Raw genomic sequence first — 16883 nt, forward strand, 5'->3', positions numbered from 1 at the left:
GCGCGTCGCGGGAGCGACGCCGCCTGGGAGTGGAGAGGGGTCAGAGCACGGCGTGACGGCGCCCGCGATGCGGCATCGCGGCGGCGACCAGGGTCAGCGTGAGGAGCACGATCCAGTGGACGGCGTCCTGGCGGGTCTGCGCGGCCAGGTTCTCGAAGAGGATCGCGAGGGCGGGCAGCAGGTAGGCGCCGGCGGCGATCGCCCACCGGTGGTCGCCCGTGAGCCGGCCCGCCCAGGCGGCCCCCGCGAGCAGGGCGGACTCCAGGGCCACCCGGGCCACGACGGGCATGGACCCGCCGCCCAGCCCGCCGCCCACGTCGAGCCAGGCGGGGTCCGCGCCCGCGAGCACCGGCGCCGCCGCCACCCAGGCCCACGACCTGGCGCGCACCGGCTCCCGCCGCAGTGCCAGGACCGCCAGCCCGGCGACCGCCACCAGGTACGAGACGGCCGGGGCGATCGGGCCGCCGGTGCCGTACAGCGCGGGGGCGTCCCAGAGCGGATCGGCGTAGACGGGCAGGATCGTGTGGTCCAGGACCGGACGGCCGTGGGTGATGCCCCAGACCTTGACCCCGGCGGCGGCGACGAGGGGGAGCGCGAGCAGCACCCGGCCGCGCAGCACGGCCAGGAAGGCGGCGGCCGACACGGCGACCCACAGCGGGACGCGCCCCGCGTACGGGACGAGCGTCGCGAGCTGGATCAGGGTGAGCACGGTGACGCCCAGGTGCAGCCCGTCCGGCCAGGCGCGTCCCCGGGCGGCCTGCGTGAGCCGGGTGCGGGCGCCGGCGACGAGCAGGGCGACCGCCTCCCGCGCCGGGGGCAGCCGGCGGCCGGGCTCGGTGGTCTCCAGCAGCACGTCCAGCAGCTCGCCGCCGTGGTCGGACCGGTAGTTGTGCGGGTAGGCGCGCAGCAGCAGCCGGTACTGGCGTTCCAGCGTCGTCATGCCAGGGCCGTCCCGATGACGATCGAGGCCGCCTGGCGCAGGCGCAGGGCCTCGGCACGGAGCTGCGTGCCGCCTTCCTCGGTGAGCCGGAAGTAGCGGCGCCTGCGGCCGTCGACGGTCTCCTCCCGGTCCAGGACGACCAGGCCGCCGGCCGCCAGCCGGTCCAGCGCGCCGTAGAGCGTGCCCACGGGGAGCTTGACCCGGTGCTCGGAGAGCGCCAGGACCGTCTTGATGATCGCGTGCCCGTGCTTGGGGCCGTCGAGCAGCGCCGCGAGCACGAAGTACGCGGGCTCGCTGAGCCCACGTGATCCTTCAGCCATGACGCAGGACCATACTTCGGCTCGCGAAGTATGGTCAACCGGAATCGATCAAAACGGTCACGGAACGGCGAAACCAAATATCATCAACCGAGTCGCGCTATATCGGCTTCGGAGCGTCGCCATGACCACGCAGCAGCTCATCGTCGCCCTCGTCGTGGTCGCGGTGGTGGGCTTCGGTCTCGCCCGGACGATCCGCATCATCCCCCAGGCCACGGCCGCCGTCATCGAGCGCCTGGGCCGCTACCACCGCACGCTGACCCCGGGGCTCAACCTGGTGGTGCCGTTCATCGACCGCATCAAGGACCTGATCGACCTGCGCGAGCAGGTGGTCTCGTTCCCGCCGCAGCCGGTGATCACCTCCGACAACCTCGTCGTCTCCATCGACACCGTCATCTACTTCCAGGTCACCAACCCCAAGGCCGCCACGTACGAGATCGCCAACTTCCTCGTGGGCGTCGAGCAGCTGACCGTCACGACCCTGCGCAACGTCGTCGGCGGGATGGACCTGGAACGCACGCTCACCTCCCGCGAGGAGATCAACACCGAGCTGCGCGGCTCCCTCGACGAGGCCACCGGCAAGTGGGGCATCCGGGTCAACCGGGTCGAGCTCAAGGCCATCGACCCGCCCGCCTCCATCCAGGACTCGATGGAGAAGCAGATGCGGGCCGACCGGGACAAGCGCGCCGCCGTGCTCACCGCCGAAGGGCAGCGCCAGGCCGCCATCCTCGCCGCCGAGGGCGACAAGCAGGCGGCCGTCCTGCGGGCACGCGGCGACGCCGAGGCCGCCGTGCTGCGCGCCCAGGCCGAGGCCGAGGCGGAGGCGATGCGGGCCAAGGGGCAGGCGGACGCGATCGGCATGGTGTTCAAGGCCATCCACGAGGGCAACCCGGACCAGCACCTGCTCGCCTACCAGTACCTGCAGACCCTGCCGGAGATCGCCAAGGGCGACGCGAACAAGCTGTGGATCGTCCCCTCCGAGATGGGCAAGGTGCTGGAGGGCCTGGGCGGCCTGTTCTCCCCCCGCGACCCCGACAAGCCCGCCTGAGCCCCACCCTGGGGCGTTGTCCCAGGAAGGCGCCCCTCTAGGCTCTGGTGACACCAACGGCTGGGTCTGGAGGGTCAGCGTGACAGTGTGGGAAGTGGTCGCCGTGTGGGCGGCCGGGGTGGCGGCCGGTGCGATCAACGCGGTCGTCGGGTCCGGGTCGCTGATCACGTTCCCCACGCTGGTGGCGGTCGGGATCGACCCGATCGTGGCGAACGTGTCCAACAACGTCGGGCTCGTCCCCGGCTCGTTCACCGGCGCCTACGGCTACCGTGCAGAGCTGCGTGGGCAGCGGGCCAGGCTGGCGCGGCTGGGCGTGGCGTCGGCCGTCGGCGCGGCGGCCGGCGGCGTGCTGCTGCTCTACCTGGACCCGGACGTGTTCAAGGTCGTCGTGCCGGTGCTCATCGGCCTGGCGTGCGTGCTGGTGGTGCTCCAGCCGAAGCTGAACGGCTGGCTGGCGGCCCGGCGCGAGCACGCGCACCCGCACGGCGGGATGGCGCTCTGGCTGGGCGTGCTGGGCGCGGGCATGTACGGCGGCTACTTCGGCGCGGCCCAGGGCGTGCTGCTGATCGGGCTGCTCGGCGCGTTCCTGGACGAGGGCCTGCAACGGGTGAACGCGGCCAAGAACGTGCTGTCGCTGATCGTGAACGGCACCGCCGCCGTCCTGTTCACGCTGATCGCCGAGGTCGACTGGTGGGCGGTGCTGGCGGTCGCGCTGGGCGCGATGCTGGGCGGCTTCCTGGGTGCCAAGGTGGGCCGCCGCATCCCGGCCCCGGTGCTGCGCGGGGTGATCGTGGTGGTGGGAGTCGTGGCGATTGTCAAACTGGTGTACGGATAAATTTCGGGCTTTGTGGGTATAAATCCGTACATGAAGGGTGATCGGGTGGAGATCGTCATCGACGCGGGCGGCACCCCGCGTACCTACGAGGTCGCCTCCACCCGGGCGGGCCGCCGGGTGGAGGTGGCCACGCGGCGGGGGCTCGTCGAGGTGAGCGAGGTCACCCGCAGCGGCACGGCCATCCGCACGGCGCGGTTCATGTCCAGCCGCATCCTCGCCCTGGTGGAGCACCCCGCCGACGAGCAGTAGCGTCAGCGGAAGTCCGCCACGTGATCGGCCGCCCACTGCTCGAACGGCAGCGCCGGCCGGCCGATCAGCCGCTCCACGGTGGGCGTGACCTCCTCGGGCTCGTCCACCAGCCGCCCCCACGCCTTCAGCGCGCCGTCGACGAACGCGGCGTTGCCCCAGGCCGCCAGCAGCGCCTCGCGGGCCTCCTGCGGCTCCTGGTCCTCCCACCGCACCTCGCGCCCGACCGCCCGCCCGATGACCGCCACCTGCTCGGCCTGCGTCAGCCTGGCCGGCCCGCTCAGCGTGTAGGCGGCCCCGTTGTGGCCGGCGGAGGTCAGCACGTGCACGGCGACCGCCGCGATGTCCTTCTCGTGGATCAGCGACCTGGACGCCTGCCCGTACGGCCAGCGCACGACGCCGGTCCTGATCTGGTCGGCCCAGCCGAGCGTGTTGGCGGCGAACCCGCCGGGCCGCAGGAACGTCCAGTTGATCCCCGAGCCCCTGATCAGCCGCTCGACGTCGGCGTGGAAGGTGGGCGTGCCGGCGGGGGCGTTCGCCGACAGGTAGACCACGCGGCGGGCGTGCGCGGCGACGAGGTCCACCACGGGCCTGGCCGCCTCGCCGGAGAAGCCGGGCCACACCAGGAACACGCTCTCCACGCCGGTGAGCGCCGGCGCCAGGGTCTCCGGGGCGGTGAGATCGCCCTTGACCGCCTCCACGCCCTCGGGTAGGTCCGCCCGGCCGGGATCACGCACGAGAGCGCGTACCCGCAGGCCCGCTCCCGCGAGTTGCGCCACCACATGTCTGCCCACGTTGCCGGTCGCACCGGTTACCAGAATCATGCGGCCGACGATAAAACCTCAAGTGGACTTCAGGTCAAGCTCGGCCGCACCTGCACGGTGCCGTCACGGCGTACGCGGCTGTCGAACATCGGCGCGGGCGCCGTCGCGGGCCCGTGCCGCACCGAGCCGTCGTCCAGCCGGAACGTGCTGCCGTGCCACGGGCACACCACGCACGGCTCGTCGCCGTCCATGACGATCCTGCCCTGGTGCAGCGGCCCGGCGAGATGCGGGCACCGGTCGACCAGCACGGTGACGGCGTCGTTGCGGCGCAGCACGAACAGCTCGATGTAACCCAGCCGCCGCGAGACGGGCCTGCCCTCCGGGAGGTCGGTCAGCAGGCACAGATCATGCCAGCCCAGCGGCACCAGGTGGGTGACCTGCGGGGCGTGGTTGGCCCCGGCGGCGAGCCGGTAGGCCAGGTGCCCGCCCAGATAGCCGCCCAGCGCCCCCATCCCGAGCCCGGCGTACGACAGCGCCCGGCCGGCCTGCTCGCGTCCGCGCATCCTGGCGAGCAGCGAGGCGGAGAACAGGCCCAGCGTGGTCACGTTCGCCAGCATGTGGATGAAGCCGACGCGCTGCTGCTCGATGTGCAGCGACGACCAGTCGGTCATGCCCGCCGCCGCCGTCGGCAGGGAGGTGGCGATCCCGGTGGCCAGCAGCAGCCGCACCGCCCGGGGATCGGCCTTCGCCGCGTCGAGCAGGGTGGCGGACATCCAGCAGCCCAGCGTGACCGTGGCCAGCGGGGGATGCACGGGTTTGCCCGTCGGCACCCCGTGCAGCAGGTCACGCAACAGCCCCGGGCGGATGCGCGCGCGCACGGCCTTGGCCAGCCCTCTGATCGGCCTGTCCATGGACTTGGACCTCTCGAGCCGATCGGTCAGGTCGATCGGCCCCACGAAACGCCGCAACTGCCGACGTCTCGCCCGAACTGTCTCTTTCACGACATTCCCCTACCCCAGCCTTACCGGCATCACTCGGGCAGGTGGCCCCGGGCGACGGAGAGCTCGACCAGCTCGCGGGCGTACGCGCCCAGCGTGGGCGCGCCTTCCTCGATGATCCGGACCTTCTCCAGCACCATCGCCGAGGTCACCTTGAACAGCTGCCAGGTGCCGCCCTCGGTGTGATGGTTGGCCAGGATCGGCGCGAACCTGTCGAGCGCCTTGGCGAACCTCGCCTCGGGCGTCTCCCTGGCCTCGAACTCGTCCCACAGCTCGCGCAGCCGCGCCCCCTGGTCGCCGGGCAGCAGCGCGAAGATCCGGTCGGCGGCCTGCCGCTCGGCCTCCGCCTGCGCGGCCACCGCGACGGGGTCGTAGATGAACGTGTCACCCGCGTCGATCTCGACCAGGTCGTGCACGAGCAGCATCGCCGTCACGCGCTGCAGGTCGGTCCCGGGCGGGGCGTGCTCGCCCAGGACCATGGCTAGCGTGGCCACGTACCAGGAGTGCTCTGCGTCGTTCTCCCGCCGGGAGCCGTCCATGAGCAGGTTGCGGCGGATGATCCGCTTCAACTTGTCGATCTCGACGGCGAAGGCGATCTGTGTGTTCAGGCGGTCCTCTTCTGGTGCGATAGTCACGCGCGACACCCTAATGTGCGGTGATCACCCCAGTTGGCAAAATACTTACCGGAACTCCGTTGAACACTGCGTTACCGGACAGAATATCCAGGGTGGACGCGTCGGTCAGCACGTTGGCGCTGACCCCGGCGTGCTCGGCCGCCACGCGCTGGCCGCCCGCCGTGTGCCCCCAGCCGTGCGGCAGGCTCACCACCCCCGGCATGATCGTGTCGGTCGGCTCCAGCGTCACCGTCAGCCGGCCCGTCGCCGAGCGCACCTCGGCCTCGTCGCCCAGCCCGAGCCGGGCCACGTCGGCCGGGTTGATCTGCAGCGTGCACGTGTTGCTGCCGCCCACCAGCGGGCTCACGTTGTGCATCCAGCTGTTGTTGGAGCGCAGGTGCCGCCGCCCGATCAGCACCAGGTCGGGCGGCTCCGACTCCAGCCCGGCACGCAGCCGCTCCACGTCCCCGAGAATCTCGGGCGGGGCCAGCTCGACCAGCCCCGACGCGGTGTTGAGCACCTCGTCCAGGCGCGGCTCCAGCGGCCCGAGATCCAGCCCGTGCGGATGGTCCAGCAGCTTGCGCAGCGACAGGTCCCCCTCGCCCGACCACTCGCCGTAGGGCCCGAGCCTGAGCATGAGGTCCAGTCGCAGCTCCGCGCCCGTGTCGCCGTCCAGCGCGGCCCGCAGCTCCGCCACGTCGCGCCCCTCGACCCCGGAGCCCGGCGTGCCGACCGCCCTGGCCAGCGTCTGCCCGATCACGAACTCGTCCAGATCGCCCTCCAGCCCCGAGGCGATCATGGTCAGCCTGGCCAGGATCTCCGCCTCGGACGGCCGCCCGTCCAGCGGCAGCGCCGGCGGCGAGTAACGCGCGTAGTTGCGCACCGCGAACCCCAGCAGCGCGAAGTCGTAGTGCCCCGACTGCAGCACGCGCGGCGGCGGCAGGATGACGTGCGAGTGCCGGGTGGTCTCGTTCAGGTACGGGTCCACGCTCACCATGAAGTCGAGCCCGGCGAGCGCCTCGTCCAGCCGGGAGCCGTGCGGTGCGGACAGCACCGGGTTGCCCGCCACCGTGACCAGGAACCGGATCTGCCCCTCGCCCGGCGTCTCGATCTCGTCGGCGAGCGTGGCCACCGGCAGCTCGCCGTTCGCCTCCGGCAGCCCCCGCACCCGGCTCCGCCACCGGCCCACCGTGTACGTCCTGCGCCGGCCCGCCGAACCCGTGGCGGGCTTGGGGAACATCGCGCCGCCCGGCCTGTCGAGGTTGCCGGTGAGCACGTTCAGCACGTCCACCAGCCACTGTGCCAGGGTGCCGAACTCGGCCGTGCAGGTGCCGATCCTGGCGTAGACGGCCGCGGCCGGTGCCGAGGCCAGCTCCCTGGCCAGCCGTACGATCACCTCGGCCGGCACGCCGGTGCGGCGGGAGACGGCCTCGGGCGGGAAGTGCTTGACCGCGTCGCGCGCCTCGGCCAGCCCGGCGACCCGCTGCCGCACGTCCGTCAGGCCCTCGGCGAACAGCGTGTGGGCGATGCCGGCCAGCAGATACGCGTCGGAGCCCGGCCGGACGAACACGTGCTCGTCGGCCAGCGCGGCGGTCCTGGTGCGGCGCGGATCGACCACGACCAGCCGCCCGCCCCTGGCCCGCAGGGCCTTGAGCCGGCCGGGGAAGTCGGGCGCGGTGCAGAGCGAGCCGTTGGACTCCAGCGGGTTGGCGCCCAGCATGAGCAGGTAGCCGGTGCGGTCCAGGTCCGGCACCGCGACGGTCATCGGATGGCCGAACATCAGCCCGCTGGCCACGTGCTTGGGCATCTGGTCCGCGGTGCTGGCGGAGAACACGTTGCGGGTGCCCAGCGCCTTGATCAGCGGCGTGCCGTAGAGCGTCCCGGCCATCGTGTGCGCGTTCGGATTGCCCAGGTAGACGCCCGTCGCCTGGCGGCCGTGCGCCGCCACCACCCGGTCGAAACCCTGCTTCACGGCGGCGAACGCCTCGTCCCAGCCCGCCTCGCGCCACACGTCGCCCTCGCGGATCAGCGGCCTGCTCAGCCGGTCCGGGTCCTCGTCCAGCTTGCCGAGACTGGCGCCCTTGGGGCAGATGAAGCCCTTGCTGAAGGGGTCGTCGCGGTCGCCGCGCACGCTCGTGACCCGGCCGCCGTCGTCGAGGGTGAGCGTGAGCCCGCAGACGGCTTCGCACAGCGGGCAGGTCCGGTGGACGGTCGAGGTCATCGCCACTCCTGAGTTCGTCATCTGAACTCATCTTCACCCGTACGCCCTCCGCGGGGAAGGCCCGTTCCGCATGCTCGTCCGGTGCAGAGGGCGTTGGGAAGCCCCGGAGCCCCCGCGGTCCCCGGGGCCTCGTACCGGCGTCCGCCCCTTGGCCCCGGGCGGACGCCGGAGTCTCAGCCCGGCTGCGGCAGCGCCAGCCGCCGGCTCAGATCGGGCGGCTCCTCCACCTCGCGCACGTCGCCGCGGAGGCCGGGCCGGAGCGCTTCCCACGCGCTGCGGCCGAAGAGCCGGTCGAGCCCGGGGGAGACGGCGCCCGGCAGCTCGTCCCGCCGGACGATCTCCACGATCACCAGGTTGGCCCGCTCCCGGTGCCGGTGCACAGTGACGCTCCTGGCCCAGCAGGCGGCGGCGATCTCCTCCGCGTACGCCCCGAACTCCTCGGCGCTGATGCCGGCCCTGGTCAGGATCAGCGCCTTCTCACCTGTGGTGGTCGGGGTGATCCACAGCACCAGGGGGATCCGGCCCGCCCTGGTGTGCATGGTGGTCTCCAGGCAGGTGCGCTGCAGCCGGTGCCGGGAAACCACGCACCAGAAGTGCGCGGTCAGCCAGCTCCGGCCGGCCCTCGTGGCAGCCGGCATGGAGACGGCGCTGGTCAGCAGGATGAACGGCAGCCAGCTGCCCTCCTGCGCGGCTCCCAGCACGGTCAGCGCGAACAGCGCGAGCGCGGCGGCCAGCAGCAGCTCGCTGCGGGCGCGCCAGAGCCGCACCAGCGGCCCCGCGCCGCGCGCGGCCGGCAGGTCCTCGTTGGCCGGGAAGATCTGGTTGCGCGGGTTCCTCGGCATGTCAGGACACCTCCTCCGGCACTTTGAGCGCGATCCTGAGCTGGTCGAAGCGTGGGTCGCGGTAGCGACGGGCGCCGAAGCCGGTCCTGGTCACGGTCCAGCCCCTGCGCATGGCGAACTCGTCGGGCTCCCAGCAGATCTCCCTGTCGGCCCAGGCGATGTGTTCCAGGAGCCGGGACTTGATTCGACCGAGTCCCTTGGTACCTTGTGAGTACATAGAAGACCCCTTTCGCGGCATTACTCGAGGTGGCTTCTTTCCGCCGGACTGCAGGCCGATGACGGCCGCGTCGCAGGGTGGCAGCCCTTGATGCGGCGGGCGCGTACGTTGGCCTCGGTCCGGCATTCGCTGTGCTCTGATGAGCGATGACGGCGGCGATTCTTCAGGCGAGTGCGAGATCCCTCCGGCAGGCGGCCTCCCTGGGGCGGTGATTCGAATCCGGGACGGCGACGTTGCCGGTGTGGCGGCCTGAGCCGCTTTCAGCGAGAAGGTGAACCTTCCTGGGACGATCGTCCTCCCGCCCCTGCCCTGCTGCAATACCTTTCGCAAGAAAGATTGGAATTTCTTCGCAGATTGTGCGACGACTTGCGGTGCACAGGTCAATGCAACTTGCACGCAATAAGCGCGGGCGTATAGAGGCGCGGAATGGGTTGACGAACACGGCGAACACGGCCCCCGGCTCCTTTCCCCTGAGGAGCGTTGCTTGCCTCTACGCTCTACCCATGTCAGCCTTCTGGCAAGGCCTCGCGGCAGTACTCGTGCAAGTTGCAGTGTAAGATTAAGAGAACGGCCCAGAACGGCGGGCTCGAAACGATCCCTTCCGGCTACACCTTCATTCCCGGCAAGGAGAGTCGACGGTGCCATCGAAGCAGGGCAGCCCCACCGTCCGCAGGCTGAGACTCGGCCAGGAGCTGCGCCTCCTGCGCGAGCGGCGCAGTTTGACCGGCTCCAAGGCCGCCCACGAGCTCGGCTGGTCGCCCAGCAAGATCAGCCGCATCGAAGCGGCCAAGACCATGCCCAGCACCGAAGACGTCAAGGCGATGGCCAAGCTCTACGGTGCCGACGGCGACAAACTTGAAGAACTCTTCGGCTTGTTGCGAGACGCGGACCAGCGTGGGTGGTGGGAGGATTACGAAGACGCTCTGCCTGAGGAATACACAAGATTCCTCGGGTTGGAGGCGGAGGCCACTTTTCAGCGCAACTGGGAACCCCAGATCGTGCCTGGCCTCCTACAGACCGAGGACTACGCGCGAGAGGTCATCCTGGCCGTCCGCGGCATCGTGCGCATCACGCACAGCGGTGTCCGGAGCCGGGTCGAGGCCCGCCTCGACCGTCAGCGGCTGGTCATGCACCGGGCGGATCCCTGCCAGATGCGCTTCGTGCTCGACGAGCCGGCCCTGATGCGCCGATTCGGCGAGCCCTCGGTGATGCGGGAGCAGATGGAGCACCTTCTGGAGCTGTCCCTGCTGCCGCACGTGAGTGTCCAGGTGCTGCCGATGGACGCGCTCCATCCGGTCAACACCGGGGCGTTCATTCACCTGAAGTTCGCGGAGTTCGACGATGTGGTCTACCTGGAGCAGCTCTATACTGCACACTTCGTCGAAGATCTCGAACGGGTGGCTGGTTACGAGACCGCCTTCGAGCACATCAGGTCGCAGGCGCTTGACGAGGACGAATCACGCGTGCTCATCCAGCGCAAGGCCATGATGTGGCGGGGCTAGCGAAAAGAACAACATCAAGGGGCAATGGCGCCCCTTTACCCATTTGGGGAGAAAATGCGCACCCAACCCATGATGGCGGCATGGCAGAAGAGCAGCTTCTGCAACGGCGCGAGCAGCTGCGTCGAAGTCGCCCCCCTGGCCGACGGCAACGTCGCGCTGCGGGACAGCAAGGAGCAGGACGGCCCCATCCTGGTCTTCACCCCGGCCGAATGGGCGGCCTTCACCGCCGGCGTCCGCGACGGTGAGTTCGACCTGGAGGCCCTGACGGCCGGAGCGTGACGAACGGCCCTGGCGTGTTGGTCGCAGCAACCCGCAGGGCCGTTCGCAGGAGCCACATCCTGGCACAGCACCCGTCCCAAGATCACCCGCGACACGGCCATTCGTGCCGCGCCTCCCCGCTCCCCGAGTGCGAACTTCCCCCGCACGGGAGCGGCGCGTGCCTCCGGGGAGGGACGCGCCGCCGGATCCGTCAGGTCAGAGCAGGCCGAGGCCCTGGGCGACGCCCTGGCCGAGGTCCTTGTGGACGTTGGTCCAGTAGTCCACGACCCGCTTCTTCATCTCGCCCGTGACCTCCGGCTTGGAGGCGTGGCCGATGATGTTGGACACCATGTGGGCGCGGTCGGTGTCGGACAGCACGTTCTCCCACAGCGCGCGCGGCTGGGTGAAGTCGTCGTCCTCGGCGTGCTTGGTGTAGGCCGAGCGGACGATCTCGCCGGTGACGCTGTAGTGCGAGCCCTCGTACAGCGACGGGTCGGCCGCCGGGCCGCCGTAGCTGTTGGGCGCGTAGACCGGGTCCTGCGGGTTCCGGAACGTCATCGGGCCGTCGAAGTTGTAGGAGTTGACCGGCGACTTCGGCTGGTTGACCGGAAGCTGCAGGTAGTTGGGCCCGATGCGGTAGCGGTGCGCGTCGGGGTAGGAGAACAGGCGGCCCTGCAGCATCTTGTCCGGCGACGGGCCGATGCCCGGCACCAGGTTGGCCGGCTCGAAGCCCGCCTGCTCCACCTCGGCGAAGTAGTTGTCCGGGTTGCGGTCGAGGGTGAAGCTGCCGATCGTGATCTCGGGGTAGTCGCTGTGCGGCCACACCTTGGTCAGGTCGAACGGGTTGAACCGGTAGTCGGCGGCGTCCTCGAACGGCATGATCTGCACGTTGACCGTCCACGACGGGTGGTCGCCGCGCTTGATCGAGTCGTACAGGTCGCGGATGTGGTAGTCGGGGTCGGTCGCGACGAGCGCGTCGGCCTCGGCGGCGGTGAAGTTGCGGATGCCCTGGTCGGTCTTGAAGTGATACTTGACCCAGAACTTCTCGCCCGCGGCGTTGTACCACAGGAAGGTGTGCGAGCCGAAGCCGTGCATGTGCCGCCAGGAGGCGGGCGTGCCGCGGTCGGTCATGAGGAACGACACCTGGTGGGCCGACTCGGGGTGCAGGGTCCAGAAGTCCCACTGCATGTTGTGGTCGTGCAGGTGGTTGTCGGCGCGCCGCTTCTGGCTGTGGATGAAGTCGGAGAACTTCTGCGGGTCGCGGATGAAGAAGATCGGCGTGTTGTTGCCGACGATGTCGTAGTTGCCCTCGTCGGTGTAGAACTTGATCGCGAAGCCGCGCGGGTCGCGGGCGGTGTCGGCGCTGCCGAGCTCGCCGGCGACGGTGGAGAAGCGCAGGAAGAGCGGCGTCTCCTTGCCCTTCTGGAAGAGCCCGGCGCGGGTGAACTGGCTGACGTCCTCGGTGATCCGCAGCCGGCCGTGCGCGCCGCCGCCCTTGGCGTGGACCACGCGCTCGGGCACGCGCTCACGGTTGAAGTGCGCCATCTTCTGGATCAGGTAGTGGTCCTGAAGAAGCAGGGGGCCGTTCGCGCCGACGGAGAGCGAATGGTCGTCGCTCGGCGCGGGAACGCCCGCGTCGTCGGTGGTGAGAGGCCTGGTCGGCATCGCGTGATCCTCCGGAATCATCATCATTGACAGCTCGGGCACACGCCCCAGAACGTGACATCGGCTTCGTCCACGACGTAACCGGCGGAGTCGACCGGGTCGAGGCAGGGGGCGGCCCCCGCGACGCAGTCGACGTCCGTGACCGATCCGCACTGCCGGCACACGAGGTGATGGTGGTTGTCGCCCACCCTGGCCTCGTAGCGGGCCGGGCTGCCCATCGGCTCGATCTTCCGCAGAAGACCGGCCCCGTGCATCGCGTGCAGCGAGTCGTAGACGGCCTGGAGGGACACCTGACCCACGCGCTCGCGCACCCCGCGGCAGACGGCGTCCACGTCGAGATGGTCGCCGGCGCGCACGGTGTGCATGATCGCCAGGCGGGCCGCCGTGACGCGGAGTCCGGCCTGACGCAGCAGGTCATCGTCCCTCATGCGGCCCAGGCTATGCCCTAAACCTGAATCATTCAACTTTGAGAACGAATCCAGTTTGGCTGGTCACGGTCTGCTCTCGACTGGGATGCCGAGCCGCGCGGGGAACATCCGCACATGGCATGCTCATCCCTGAAAGTCTGAATCGAGCGGAAATGGCGACCGATGAACCTCCCCCGCGTCCTCCCGGCGTTAGCCGTCGTCGTCGCGTCCCTCGTCGCCTGCTCATCAGCCGAACCCGCCGCCCCCGGACGTGAGCAGCTCGCGGGCAAGACGTCCGCCGAGCCGACCGCTCCCCCCAAGCCGCAGCGCAAGCCGTACACCATCGCCTTCGGCGGGGACGTGCACTTCGAGGGCATCCTCAGGCCGCGGCTGAACGACCCCCGCACCGCCCTCGGCCCCATCGCCAAGGTGCTGCGCAAGGCCGACCTGGCCATGGTCAACCTGGAGACGGCCATCACCACCGGCGGCACCCCCGCCCCCGGCAAGCAGTTCACCTTCCGCGCCCCGGCCAGCGCGCTCACCGCGCTCAAGGCCGCCGGCGTGGACGTGGCGTCGATGGCCAACAACCACGGCATGGACTACATGGACAGCGGCCTCCAGGACTCGCTGGCCGCCGTCAAGCGGTCGAGGTTCCCCGTCGTCGGCATCGGCGCCGACGAGGCCCAGGCGTACAAGCCGTACCGGAAGGTCGTCAACGGCAACCGCGTGTCGATCATCGGCGCGACGCAGGTGCTCGACGACGAGTTCATCCAGGCGTGGACGGCCACGCCGGACAAGGGCGGGCTGGCCTCCGCGAAGAACGAGCCCCGCCTGATCAAGGCGGTACGGCAGGCGCGCCGCAACTCCGACACCGTGATCGTCCACCTGCACTGGGGCACCGAGATGCAGAAGTGCCCCAACCAGGCGCAGCTCTCCCTCGCCCCCAAGCTGATCAAGGCGGGCGCCGACGTGATCGTCGGCGGGCACGCGCACATCCTGCTCGGCTCCGGCTACCTGGACAACGCCTACGTCAGCTACGGGCTCGGCAACTTCGTCTTCTACAACTCCAACCCGGCCACCACCGGCCGGACCGGAGTGCTCACGCTGACGATCAACGGCCGCAAGGTGCTCAAGGACTCCTGGACCCCCGCCACCATCCAGGGCGGCGTCCCGGTGCCCATGACCGGCACCGCGCGGACCGGCGCCATCGCCGACTGGAAGGCCCTGCGCTCCTGCGCCGGGCTGTCCGCCGAACGCTGACGGACCGGCCCCCAGGAAATCCGCAGAATCGCAGGTAACGATCGGCCCCATGGGGGGAAGATGTTTCCTGTGTCCTCGCCGCTAGCAGAAGATGACTGTGCGTCACCGAAGCCGCTGCGCCGCCAGCCCACCCAGCGCCGCAGCGCCCGCCGGGTCGAGCGGATGCTCGACGCCTGTGCCGAGCTCCTCGACGAGATCGGCTACGAGGCCCTGTCGACGACCCGCATCGCCGAACGGGCCGGGGTCGCGATCGGCTCCGTCTACCAGTTCTTCCCCGACAAGCGCGCCATCACCCAGGAGCTCACCCGGCGCAACGTGGAGCAGTTCGTCACGAGGGTCGGGCGCAGGTTCATGGAGGAGGACTACCGGGGCTGGTGGGAGGCCGTCGAGGCGATCATCGACGAGTACGTCTCCATGCACCGGTCCGTCGCCGGCTTCAAGAGCCTCCACTTCGGCGACGTCGTCGACCTCAACCTGCTCGACTCCGACTCCGACAACAACACCGTGATCGCCGGGCGGCTGCGCGGGCTGCTGCTCAAGGAGTTCGGGCTGGCCGACAGCCACCAGCTCGACGTGGCCGTCCTGGTCGCCGTCGAGGCCGGTGACGCCGTGCTCAAGCTCGCCTTCCGGCGCGACCCTGACGGCTCACCGGAGATCATCGAAGCCGCGAAACAGCTCGTCTGCGGCTTCCTGTCCCGCCAGCTCGCCTCCTGGGCCCGGCAGGCCGGCTGACCCGTCAGCCGTGCCCCGGACGATCGGCGACCGCCGGTCGGCCCTGACCCTTCAGCGCTTCCAGCAACTCCGGCAGCCAGTCAGGACGCCGGCCCGGCAGGTCGCACGGCGCCGGGAACGACACCGGACGGACGTGACGCGCCTGCCGGGCGTCGAGCCTCGCCTCCAGCGCCCGCAGGTTGCGCTCCGCCGACTCGATCGCCTCCAGCCGGGCCGACAGGTAGCCGGACACCCCCGGCACCAGCGCCGACAGCACGACGGCACAGGCCAACGTGAAGGTCAACTGCCTGGACCTGCCCATCGTCAGCCCCTTCCGTCGCGGAGGCACACTCCGTACCTGCCCGTTGACGTGCGGTGATACGCACGGCATGGGCAGCCTTGGCCAACGCGTTGCCATAGCCGATCGTCATCCGCGATACGCATTGGCCGGGCGAAACCGCAGCGCGCTCGGTAGTCTCGCGTTGTGGCGCATGTGACCCGTGAGCACCTTGATCGCCTGCTCGAGCAGGCGCTGCTGGCCGACGACCACAGCTCGCTGGCCAGGCGGCTGTACGACGTGGCGCTCAGCTATTCCACCGGCGACGTTTCCAGGGCGTCCATCCTGGTCCAGGCAGCCGAGGAGTGGAGAGCCGCCGGGCAGCCCGCGCGTGCCCTGGAATGCTTCCAGCGCGCGCTCGAAGACGGCGGCGAGGTCAGCTTCGACCCGCGTGCCGGCATCGCCGACACGCTGTTCGAGCTCGACCGGCACGACGAGGCCAGGGAGGTCATCGAGACGATCCGCGCCGAAGGAGCCGCCTCGGCGGCCACCGCCCACACCGTCGCCGAGACCCTGGTCGCCTACGGTGACCTCCAGGGCGGGCTCGAGTGGGTGACCCAGGCGGTGCTGGCCTGTGACGAGGACGACCCGGAGCACAAGGCGATGCTCCGCACCCGCTACCGCATCCGGGTCGACCTCGGCCTGCCGGAAGACGACCTCGACGCCCTGATCTCCTGACCCCGCCCGGGGCCGACGCCCTCCGCGAGGAGGGAGCCGCCCCCGGCCGTGGCCATCTGCGAGCGGCCTCCCGGGGGCGACCTGCGCGGCGCCGCGCTGCCCCCTGCCCGCCGACGCCCCGCAAGACGGGCCGACGCCCCGCCGTCCTGCGTTGCCCTCGCCGTCCTGCGCTGGGCTCTGTCGGGCGCGTACGTGCTGAGGGGCCGCGACGGCGGGGTCGCGGCCCCTCAGGGGACCGTGGGCGGGTGGCGCGGCCCGCGCCACGGTTCGCGGGGGGCGTGCTCCCGGGGCGCCGCGCCGGTGCGGTCGGTGGGCGGCCGGGGAAGGCAGGCCCGGTGGTCAGCTCAGATCGAGGGCGTCCAGCAGGCCTGTGAGGGAGGTGTGCGCGTCCGGGAGCCGGGTGGCGTCGTTGATGCCGCCGACGGCCGCCGGGACCTGCGGCAGCATCTTGTTGACGAGCTCGTCCTTGAGCTTGTTGACCGGCTGGGGCAGGTTGAGGGGCGCCTTGAAGCCCTCGGCGGCGACCTTGGCGGGGTCGGGCAGCTTGCCGACGCTGGCGCCGACGGGCAGGTCGCGGATGCCGGGGATGGTGGGCAGGTTGGGCAGGTCCGGCACTTCGGGCAGCCGGGTGAGGCTGGGCAGCGCGCCGGAGAGGGGGACGCCCTGGGAGAGCGCGGGCATGGCGGAGGAGGCGGCGAAGCCGCCGAGGTCGGAGAGGCCCATGGCGCGGACGGAGCCGAGACCGGTCAGGCCGATGCGCTGGGCGAGCCGGGCGGCGCTGTGGGCCAGGCGGGAGGTCTCGGACTCGACGAGCTCGGCGGTGCCGGTGGGGTCGTCCACCCCGAACCGGGTGACGCCGTCGCACATCGTGGTGACGGTTCGCTGGGCGCGTACGGTCGCCGACCGCTCTTGGCACGGAGCGGCAGCCTCGGCGGCGCCCGCCCCCAGCCAGGTGACCCCCGCGGTCAGAGTGACCATGGCAAGGATGCTTCGGATGCTCCGAGATGACATTTCACGTCCCCC

General features: G+C 70.8%; 20 protein-coding genes. 8 read left to right on the forward strand and 12 right to left on the reverse strand.

Features of this window, described 5'->3' with window-relative positions; all coding sequences use genetic code 11:
• Nucleotides 1-40: 40 nt before the first annotated feature.
• Both KME80_RS29085 and KME80_RS29090 read right to left on the reverse strand, forming a co-directional pair.
• Complete coding sequence (locus KME80_RS29085) at nucleotides 41-940, reverse strand: hypothetical protein (RefSeq protein ID WP_219509566.1); 900 nt, start codon at nucleotides 938-940, stop codon at nucleotides 41-43.
• Complete coding sequence (locus KME80_RS29090) at nucleotides 937-1260, reverse strand: PadR family transcriptional regulator (RefSeq protein WP_219509567.1); 324 nt, start codon at nucleotides 1258-1260, stop codon at nucleotides 937-939. Before KME80_RS29090 ends, KME80_RS29085 begins: the two co-directional genes overlap by 4 nt.
• Nucleotides 1261-1381: 121 nt before the next feature.
• Here KME80_RS29090 and KME80_RS29095 point away from each other — a divergent pair, with 121 nt between their 5' ends.
• The 3 genes from KME80_RS29095 to KME80_RS29105 all read left to right on the forward strand — a co-directional run bounded on the left by KME80_RS29095 (nucleotide 1382) and on the right by KME80_RS29105 (nucleotide 3389).
• Nucleotides 1382-2305: an SPFH domain-containing protein gene (locus tag KME80_RS29095; RefSeq protein ID WP_219509568.1), complete on the forward strand. Its 924-nt coding sequence runs from the start codon at nucleotides 1382-1384 to the stop codon at nucleotides 2303-2305.
• A 79-nt stretch (nucleotides 2306-2384) separates the two neighbouring features.
• Complete coding sequence (locus tag KME80_RS29100; RefSeq protein ID WP_219509569.1) at nucleotides 2385-3140, forward strand: sulfite exporter TauE/SafE family protein; 756 nt, start codon at nucleotides 2385-2387, stop codon at nucleotides 3138-3140.
• Between the two features lie 30 nt (nucleotides 3141-3170).
• Complete coding sequence (locus KME80_RS29105; protein WP_219509570.1) at nucleotides 3171-3389, forward strand: DUF8836 family protein; 219 nt, start codon at nucleotides 3171-3173, stop codon at nucleotides 3387-3389.
• A 2-nt stretch (nucleotides 3390-3391) separates the two neighbouring features.
• Here KME80_RS29105 and KME80_RS29110 read toward each other — a convergent pair whose 3' ends face one another.
• The 6 genes from KME80_RS29110 to KME80_RS29135 all read right to left on the reverse strand — a co-directional run bounded on the left by KME80_RS29110 (nucleotide 3392) and on the right by KME80_RS29135 (nucleotide 9042).
• The gene (locus tag KME80_RS29110) at nucleotides 3392-4210 is read right to left on the reverse strand and encodes an NAD(P)H-binding protein (RefSeq protein ID WP_219509571.1); all 819 of its coding nucleotides are present in this window, start codon (nucleotides 4208-4210) and stop codon (nucleotides 3392-3394) included.
• A gap of 29 nt (nucleotides 4211-4239) precedes the next feature.
• Complete coding sequence (locus KME80_RS29115) at nucleotides 4240-5061, reverse strand: Rieske (2Fe-2S) protein (RefSeq protein WP_219509572.1); 822 nt, start codon at nucleotides 5059-5061, stop codon at nucleotides 4240-4242.
• Nucleotides 5062-5180: 119 nt separating this feature from the next.
• Nucleotides 5181-5792: an HD domain-containing protein gene (locus KME80_RS29120; protein ID WP_219509573.1), complete on the reverse strand. Its 612-nt coding sequence runs from the start codon at nucleotides 5790-5792 to the stop codon at nucleotides 5181-5183.
• Between the two features lies 1 nt (nucleotide 5793).
• The gene (locus KME80_RS29125; RefSeq protein ID WP_246645953.1) at nucleotides 5794-8004 is read right to left on the reverse strand and encodes a molybdopterin-dependent oxidoreductase; all 2211 of its coding nucleotides are present in this window, start codon (nucleotides 8002-8004) and stop codon (nucleotides 5794-5796) included.
• 152 nt (nucleotides 8005-8156) lie between these two features.
• Nucleotides 8157-8825 (reverse strand): hypothetical protein, encoded by a 669-nt coding sequence (locus KME80_RS29130; RefSeq protein ID WP_219509574.1) that lies wholly within the window; start codon nucleotides 8823-8825, stop codon nucleotides 8157-8159.
• A gap of 1 nt (nucleotide 8826) precedes the next feature.
• Nucleotides 8827-9042, reverse strand: a complete 216-nt coding sequence (locus KME80_RS29135; protein ID WP_219509575.1) for a hypothetical protein — start codon at nucleotides 9040-9042, stop codon at nucleotides 8827-8829.
• A 638-nt stretch (nucleotides 9043-9680) separates the two neighbouring features.
• Between KME80_RS29135 and KME80_RS29140 the strand changes: the two genes are divergently transcribed.
• Complete coding sequence (locus KME80_RS29140; protein ID WP_219509576.1) at nucleotides 9681-10544, forward strand: helix-turn-helix domain-containing protein; 864 nt, start codon at nucleotides 9681-9683, stop codon at nucleotides 10542-10544.
• Between the two features lie 54 nt (nucleotides 10545-10598).
• Nucleotides 10599-10823, forward strand: a complete 225-nt coding sequence (locus KME80_RS29145) for a DUF397 domain-containing protein (protein WP_219509577.1) — start codon at nucleotides 10599-10601, stop codon at nucleotides 10821-10823.
• A 195-nt stretch (nucleotides 10824-11018) separates the two neighbouring features.
• On the opposite strand, the gene KME80_RS29150 is transcribed toward KME80_RS29145, so the two are convergent.
• On the reverse strand, nucleotides 11019-12467 hold the full coding sequence (locus KME80_RS29150; protein ID WP_219509578.1) for a catalase: 1449 nt from the start codon (nucleotides 12465-12467) through the stop codon (nucleotides 11019-11021).
• 23 nt (nucleotides 12468-12490) lie between these two features.
• Complete coding sequence (locus KME80_RS29155) at nucleotides 12491-12895, reverse strand: Fur family transcriptional regulator (RefSeq protein WP_219509579.1); 405 nt, start codon at nucleotides 12893-12895, stop codon at nucleotides 12491-12493.
• Nucleotides 12896-13057: 162 nt separating this feature from the next.
• Here KME80_RS29155 and KME80_RS29160 point away from each other — a divergent pair, with 162 nt between their 5' ends.
• Nucleotides 13058-14134: a CapA family protein gene (locus KME80_RS29160; protein ID WP_219509580.1), complete on the forward strand. Its 1077-nt coding sequence runs from the start codon at nucleotides 13058-13060 to the stop codon at nucleotides 14132-14134.
• Between the two features lie 162 nt (nucleotides 14135-14296).
• The gene (locus tag KME80_RS29165) at nucleotides 14297-14866 is read left to right on the forward strand and encodes a TetR/AcrR family transcriptional regulator (protein WP_219509604.1); all 570 of its coding nucleotides are present in this window, start codon (nucleotides 14297-14299) and stop codon (nucleotides 14864-14866) included.
• A 4-nt stretch (nucleotides 14867-14870) separates the two neighbouring features.
• On the opposite strand, the gene KME80_RS29170 is transcribed toward KME80_RS29165, so the two are convergent.
• The gene (locus KME80_RS29170) at nucleotides 14871-15149 is read right to left on the reverse strand and encodes a hypothetical protein (protein WP_219509581.1); all 279 of its coding nucleotides are present in this window, start codon (nucleotides 15147-15149) and stop codon (nucleotides 14871-14873) included.
• Between the two features lie 180 nt (nucleotides 15150-15329).
• Here KME80_RS29170 and KME80_RS29175 point away from each other — a divergent pair, with 180 nt between their 5' ends.
• Entirely contained in the window at nucleotides 15330-15860 is a 531-nt protein-coding gene (locus KME80_RS29175) for a tetratricopeptide repeat protein (RefSeq protein ID WP_308125975.1), read from the forward strand.
• Nucleotides 15861-16199: 339 nt separating this feature from the next.
• Here the strand turns inward: KME80_RS29175 and KME80_RS29180 are convergent, their stop codons facing one another.
• Nucleotides 16200-16838 (reverse strand): hypothetical protein, encoded by a 639-nt coding sequence (locus KME80_RS29180; RefSeq protein ID WP_219509582.1) that lies wholly within the window; start codon nucleotides 16836-16838, stop codon nucleotides 16200-16202.
• Nucleotides 16839-16883: the final 45 nt, after the last annotated feature.

The sequence above is a fragment of the Nonomuraea ceibae genome (assembly GCF_019396325.1).
Lineage (GTDB): Bacteria > Actinomycetota > Actinomycetes > Streptosporangiales > Streptosporangiaceae > Nonomuraea > Nonomuraea ceibae.